7 protein-coding genes are annotated in these 6,263 nt (G+C 67.0%); 5 read left to right on the top strand and 2 right to left on the bottom strand.

All coding sequences use genetic code 11. From position 1 onward, the window contains the following. From Q0W90_RS05745 to Q0W90_RS05725, 5 genes are all read left to right on the top strand, one after another. Nucleotides 1-1,188: alkyl sulfatase dimerization domain-containing protein (locus tag Q0W90_RS05745; RefSeq protein ID WP_297773549.1), on the top strand; the 1,188-nt coding region annotated here is incomplete at its 5' end. Next, on the top strand, nt 1,185-1,934 hold the full coding sequence (locus Q0W90_RS05740; protein WP_297697551.1) for an SDR family oxidoreductase: 750 nt from the start codon (nt 1,185-1,187) through the stop codon (nt 1,932-1,934). The genes Q0W90_RS05745 and Q0W90_RS05740, both read left to right, overlap by 4 nt. A gap of 4 nt (nt 1,935-1,938) precedes the next feature. Continuing rightward, entirely contained in the window at nt 1,939-3,132 is a 1,194-nt protein-coding gene (locus tag Q0W90_RS05735) for a sulfotransferase (RefSeq protein ID WP_297600060.1), read from the top strand. Then, a complete protein-coding gene (locus Q0W90_RS05730; RefSeq protein ID WP_297697549.1) occupies nt 3,129-3,578 on the top strand; it encodes a VOC family protein in 450 nt (149 codons plus the stop codon). The genes Q0W90_RS05735 and Q0W90_RS05730 overlap by 4 nt, the downstream gene beginning before the upstream one ends. A 23-nt stretch (nt 3,579-3,601) precedes the next feature. Then, the gene (locus Q0W90_RS05725) at nt 3,602-4,612 is read left to right on the top strand and encodes a zinc-binding dehydrogenase (protein ID WP_297600054.1); all 1,011 of its coding nucleotides are present in this window, start codon (nt 3,602-3,604) and stop codon (nt 4,610-4,612) included. Here the strand turns inward: Q0W90_RS05725 and Q0W90_RS05720 are convergent. Both Q0W90_RS05720 and Q0W90_RS05715 read right to left on the bottom strand, forming a co-directional pair. Further along, nucleotides 4,599-5,090: a YbaK/EbsC family protein gene (locus Q0W90_RS05720; RefSeq protein ID WP_297600051.1), complete on the bottom strand. Its 492-nt coding sequence runs from the start codon at nt 5,088-5,090 to the stop codon at nt 4,599-4,601. The two genes, Q0W90_RS05725 and Q0W90_RS05720, sit on opposite strands and share 14 nt — an antisense overlap. Before the next feature lie 15 nt (nt 5,091-5,105). Beyond that, nucleotides 5,106-5,954, bottom strand: coding sequence for an NAD(P)-dependent oxidoreductase (locus Q0W90_RS05715; RefSeq protein WP_297600048.1), 849 nt, complete (start codon nt 5,952-5,954; stop codon nt 5,106-5,108). Between the last annotated feature and the right edge of the window lie 309 nt (nt 5,955-6,263).

Below are 6,263 nucleotides of genomic sequence, written 5' to 3'. Positions count from 1 at the left end.
GGCGACGGCGTCTGGATGTCACCGGGCGTCTCCAACGCCTACGCGGTGGCCACCGACGACGGACGGGTCATCGTCAACAGCGGGCTGGTCTTCGAAGGACCATTGCACCGCAAGGCTTTTGCCGACGTGCCCGGCCCGACGCGGGCCATCATCGTCACCCAAGGGCACGCCGACCATTGGGGCGGGGTGAATTCGCTGCGCGAGCAGGGCGCCCCGGAAACGCCCGAAACCCAAGTAGTGATGCACCGCAACTACCGGTATTGGCGCGACGACAACACGCTGCTCATGGGCTATCGCGTGCCGAAGACGTCGTTCGCCTTCCAAAAGTTCTCCGACGCCGTGCTCGAGCACTTCAAGACCATCGACCCCGCGACCATCGACTTCTCGTTTCCCGAGCCGACCACGACGTTCGACCAGCGCCACAGCATCACCGTCGGCGGGCGCGCCTTCGAGCTGGCATGGACCCCAGGTGGTGAGACCACCGACGCGCTGGTGGTGTGGCTGCCGGAGGATCGAACCCTGTTCAGCGGCAACCTGTTCGGACCGTTGTTCGGGCATGTGCCGAATCTGATGACCATCCGCGGTGATCGGTATCGCGATCCGATTCTCTACATCGAGTCGTTGAACACCGTGCTGGATTTCGGGCCGCGGCGGCTGATCACCGGCCACTTCGCTCCCATCGAGGGCGCCGATCGCATCGCGGAGGAAGTCACCGCCATGCGTGACGCGATGCAGGCCGTGCACGATCGCACCGCCGAACTGATGAATTCCGGCGCCGATATCCATACCGCGATGCGCGAGGTCACGGTGCCCGAGCATCTCGACATCGGCGAGGGCTACGGCAAGACCTCATGGAATGTGCGTGCCATCTGGGAGATGTACACCGGATGGTTCCGCCACCGCTCCACCACCGAACTGTACGGGATCGCACCCGATTCCGTTGCGGCTGATGTGGTCAGCGCGGCCGGCGCCGATGCACTCGTGGATGCGGCGCGCGCGCATGCGGCCGCCGGGCGGCCGGTACAGGCGCTGCATCTCACCGACCTGGTCCTGACCGCCCAACCGTTGCACGCGGCGGCCCGCGCGGTCGCCGCCGACGCCCATGACGCGCTGTTGGCCGACGCCGAGAACTTTTGGGAGAAGGCGTGGCTCACCAAATCCATCAACGAATTGAGGACCGAGGCATGAACACCGTCAGCTTCGATTTCACCGGCGCGCACGTGCTGGTGACCGGCGGCACCAGCGGCATCGGCAACGCGATCGCCGCGGGTTTCGCCGGTGCGGGCGCGGCCGTCACGGTGACCGGCACCCGCGGGTCCGCCGCGGACTATCCCGAGACGGACTTGAGCGCATACACTTACCGCCAATGTCAGATTCAAGATTCCGGATCCGTTGACGCGCTGGCGGATTCGCTGGGCGACCTGGACATCCTGATCAACAACGCGGGTGGCCCCTATCCCGCCGGCGACGAATACGACCCGGACGGCTACGTCGCGTCGGTGGCGCAGAACATGCTCGGCCCGATGCGGTTGACCATGCGCTGCCACGAGCGGCTCAAGTCCAGCCAGGCCCCCGGCGGGGCGAGCGTCGTCAGCGTCGTGTCGATGTCCGCGTTCCGCTCGGCGGTCTTCGTCCCGGGCTACGCCTCGTCCAAGATGGGCCTGATCGCCCTGACGATGAACCTCTCCCGCCGCTGGGCCGACGACGGGATCCGGGTCAACGCGATCGCGCCCGGGCTCATCGACACCCGAATGACGCACCCGGCCATGGGAATTCCCGCGGTGATGGACGTCGAGATCGGCTTCCACACCCCGCTGGGCAGGCCCGGCACCCCGCAGGACTGCGCCGGCGCGACACTGTTCCTGTGTACCGACGCCGCCTCGTACATCACCGGCAGCACCATCGCCGTCGACGGCGGATACCTGACGGTCTAGCGCGATGAGCGACCACAAAGGCTTCGACAACGTCTCGACCACCGACGACGTCTTCAAACTGGCCGCACAGCGCACCGGCCTGACCGAAATCGATTCCGACTCTTGGCGAGACGGACTCGCCATCATGCTCGACGAGCTCAACAGCTCGCCCGCCTTCACCCCATTCGGCCGCGAACGCGTCCTCGACGACGCCACCAACGCGCTGGGGCGGCGCATGCAGGTCCACGACTACATCAAGGCGCACCCGGACGTGCTCGACACGCCCGTCGAGCGACCCCTGATCGTGCTCGGCATGCCCCGCACCGGTACCACCGTGATCAGCTACCTGCTCGACCAGGACCCGGCCCGGCGCTCCCTGCTGCACTGGCAGTGTGTGGATCCGATCCCGCCGGCTCCCACCGAGACGCTGCGCACCGACCCGCGCTGCCTGGCGCTGCTGGAGGAGCAGCGCAAGATTCTCGAGCTGGTCACGCAGGCGAAAATGCCGCTGCCGCACTGGGAGGACGCCGACGGCCCGACCGAGGACATGTTCATTCACAACCAGGACTTCAAGGGCCTGTCCTGGGACTCGTTCCTGCCGACGGATCGCTACGCGCGGTGGCTGTTCGACGAGACGGACATGAGCAGCACCTACGAGTACCAGAAGCGCTACCTGCAGGTCCTGCAGTCCACCGCGCCGGGCAACTGGAGCCTGAAGATGCCGTCGCATTCGGTGCACATCGAGGCGCTGCTCAACGTGTTCCCCGACGCCCGGCTGATCTGGGCGCACCGCGATCCGTACAAGGCGACCGGTTCGCTGTGCAACCTGTGGCGGCTGCCGCAGAGCCTGGTGATGAACACCGACCTGCTGGATCAGACCGACATGGGCCGGCTCGCGATGTGGCAGATGCGCTACCACGTCGAGCGGCCGCTGCGGGCCCGCGACCGCATCGGCGACGAGCGCTTCTTCCACATGTACTACCACGAGATGATGCGCGACCCGATGGGCGTGATGCGGCGTATCTACGATTGGGCCGGCGAACCGCTGACCGCCGAAACCGAAGCGCGCATGCGCGATTGGCTTGCCGAGCATCCGCAGGACCGCTTCGCGCTCAACGCGTATCGCCTGGACGAATACGGCCTGACCGTCGAGGCGCTCGAGCCGGTCTTCGCCGAATATCTCGACACCTTCGACATCGAACTGGAGGGCACCCCGTGAATCCGGCGGACTGCTATCACACCGGGCTGGTGGTCGACGATATGGCCGGTGCCGCGGAGCGGCTTACGGCGGCGATGGGCTACCGGTGGACGAAGCCGGTCGAGTCCACGCTCAGTGTGACGACCGCCGACGGCGATGTCGAAGTGCCGTTTCGGTTCGTGTATTCGGTGAACGCGCCGCACCTGGAGCTGATTCAGGAAGTGCCGGGCACGATCTGGACCGCGCCGCGCGGCGGCGGCGCCCACCACCTGGGCTACTGGGTCGACGACATCACCGCTGCCGCAGCGCAACTCGAAGACAGCGGCTACCGGCTAGAGGCGCGACCCAGCGGCGACACACTGTCGATGTTCGCGTACTACATCGACACCAATGGGGTTCGCATCGAGATCGTTGACCGGGCACTGTTTCCCGACTGGCCCGGGTTTCTGCAAGCCATGGCGGCTTGAGGCGTGAGCGCGAGGAGTCTGCGATGAAGACAGCCATGGTCACCGGGCCGGGCAAGGCCGAGGTACTCGACACCGACCGTCCTAAGGCGGGCCCCAGGGACGTGCTCGTGCGGATGCGCGCCTGCGGTATCTGCGGTTCGGACGCGTTCTACATCACCATCGGCGGCCTCCCCCCGCGGCAGGGACACACCCCGCTCGGCCACGAGCCCGCCGGGGAAGTCGTCGAGGTCGGCGCGCAGGTGACCGGCCTGGCCGTCGGCGACCACGTCGTCATCAACCCGATGGCCGCGCCCAGCGGCATCATCGGCAACGGCGGCGCCAGCGGCGCACTCGCCGACTTCCTGCTCATCGAGAACGCCGTTCGCGGAACGAGTCTCGAGGTCATCCCCGACCACATTCCGTGGGAAGTCGCCGCGCTCAACGAGCCGATGGCCGTCGCGCGCCACGGTGTCAATCGCTGCCGACCCAAACCGACCGACAAGGTCGTCGTATTCGGCGCGGGGCCGATAGGCCTGGGCGCCACGCTGGCCTTCAAATCCGTTGGTGTGAGCCATGTCGTCGTGGTGGATCTGCTCCCCGGCCGGCTGGAAAGGGCGCTGCAGATCGGCGCCGACGCCGTCATCAACTCTGCCGAGGAGGACGTCGCGGCGCGCCTGATCGAACTGCACGGCGTGGGCGAGAGCATGTTCCCCGGAAAGGCGGGCACCGATATCTATCTCGACGCGGCCGGCGTGCCCGCCGTGGTCAACACCGCGCTGGCGGCGGCGCAAAAGGGCGCCACCGTCGCAATCGTCGGCGTCCACAAGGAGCCGGTGCCCGTCGACCTGATCAACGTGATGAGCAACGAGATCACCCTCGTCGGAAGCATGGGTTACCCCGCCGAAATCTTCGAGGTGACGGGCGATCTCGTGGCGAACTGGGAGAAATACGCGCTGATCGTCAGCCACACCATCGGATTCGACAGCGTCGGCGAGGCGCTCGAGCTGGCCCGAACTCCTGGCGCCGCGGACAAGGTCGTCGTCACCTTCGGCTGATATCGGCGGTTATCGCGCCGGTGAGGCGGATCAGGTCCTGGGGTGCCACCGCGACCTCCCAGCCTCGGCGGCCGGCGCTGCAGAACACCCGTTCCCAGCCCAGCGCGCTGGAATCGATGACCGTGCGCAACCGCTTGCGCTGACCGAACGGCGACACCGCACCGACGACGTAACCGGTGGTCCGCTCGGCGACCGAAGCCTCGGCCATGGATGCCTTGGCGACCCCCAGCGCCGCGGCGGCCGCCTTCAGCGAGAGGCGCGCGGTCGCCGGCACGATCGCAACCGCCAGACCGTCCGGCACCGCGACGATGAGGGTCTTGTAGATCTGCCCGGATTCGACGCCGGCGGCTGTGGTGAGCGCGTTGACCGCCTCCGCGCCGAACGATTGCTGCTGCCGGTCGTGATCGAAGGTCAAGACCTCGTGCGGCACACCGGCTTTCACCAACGCGGCAATGGCCGGGGTAGCGGCGGCGGCCAAGGTCAGACGCGCCTGTTACGGCCCCGTGTACCCCGGCGGGTTGACGCCGTCCACCCAGAAGTCGACGCCGAGCTTCGAACCGGGGATGCAGTCATACGCCGAGAGGTCTTTGACGCCGGATTCCACCAGCACGTCCTCACACAGCAGCATGTTGCCGGTGTACTCCTTGGACGGCTTGTTGAGCACGACGTAGGCGGCGTCCGAGTACACCTCGGGCTTGCGGGCCCGGCCCATCGCCTCCTCACCGCCGAGCAGGTTCTGCACCGCGGCCGTCGCCACCAGCGTGCGCGGCCACAGCGTGTTGGACGCGATGCCCTCGTCCCGCATTTCTTCGGCGATGCCCAGCGCGCACAGCGTCATGCCGAACTTGGCCATCATGTACGCGGTCGGTTTCAGCCACTCCCGGCCCAGCAGCACCGGCGGCGACAGCGTCAGGATGTGCGGATTCTCCCGGCCCTTCAGATGCGGGATGCAGGCCTGCGATACCGCATAGGTGCCCCGCACCTGGATGCCGTTCATCAGGTCGAACCGCTTCATCGGCACCTCCGTGATGGAACCCAGGTTGATGGCCGACGCGTTGTTGACGCAGATATCGATGCCGCCGAACTGCTCGACGGTCTTGGCCACGGCCGCCTCGACCGAATCGGGGTCGCGGACGTCCCCGACGATCGGCAGGGCCTGCCCGCCCGCCTCCTCGAGTTCCTTGGCCGCCGTGAACACCGTCCCCGGCAACTTCGGGTGCGGCTCGGCGGTCTTGGCGATCAGGGCGACGTTGGCGCCGTCCTGCGCGGCGCGCTTGGCGATCGCCAGGCCGATGCCACGGCTGGCGCCAGAGATGAACATGGTCTTGCCATTCAGGGACATGGCGTCACACTAACGCCACGCCGGAATCGGGCCGATCGGGGTCTGCATCGGGAGCGGGAGCGATAGGGCTCCCGGATTTCGCCCCGGAAATAGCCTGATCGCGCGCACGGTTGATCAAATTGGTATTTCGATGCGGTCGGTCACACCCGGGCGGACACTGTCGGGGTGAGCCTTTAGATTGGAGGAGCAGCGTGGTGTCAGCGGCGACGAGCCTGTTAGGCGAGGAGCGGTTGGCTGGCTTCCTTGCGAGTCCGGTGGCGCTTTCGGCGCTTTCCGGTGACACCGCAGCAGAAGGGACCGGGTTGATCG

Source organism: Mycobacterium sp. (assembly GCF_025933915.1).
Lineage (GTDB): Bacteria > Actinomycetota > Actinomycetes > Mycobacteriales > Mycobacteriaceae > Mycobacterium.
The sequence above is the reverse complement of the archived record's forward strand: the minus strand, read 5'-3'. Positions and strand labels throughout refer to the sequence as shown.

What these genes read in the sequence shown, in the direction of transcription:
- Q0W90_RS05740 (WP_297697551.1), top strand. Translation starts at nt 1,185, where the DNA reads ATGAACACCGTCAGCTTCGATTTCACCGGCGCGCACGTGCTGGTGACC.
- Q0W90_RS05715 (WP_297600048.1), bottom strand. Translation starts at nt 5,954, where the DNA reads ATGTCCCTGAATGGCAAGACCATGTTCATCTCTGGCGCCAGCCGTGGC.
- Q0W90_RS05725 (WP_297600054.1), top strand. Translation starts at nt 3,602, where the DNA reads ATGAAGACAGCCATGGTCACCGGGCCGGGCAAGGCCGAGGTACTCGAC.
- Q0W90_RS05735 (WP_297600060.1), top strand. Translation starts at nt 1,939, where the DNA reads ATGAGCGACCACAAAGGCTTCGACAACGTCTCGACCACCGACGACGTC.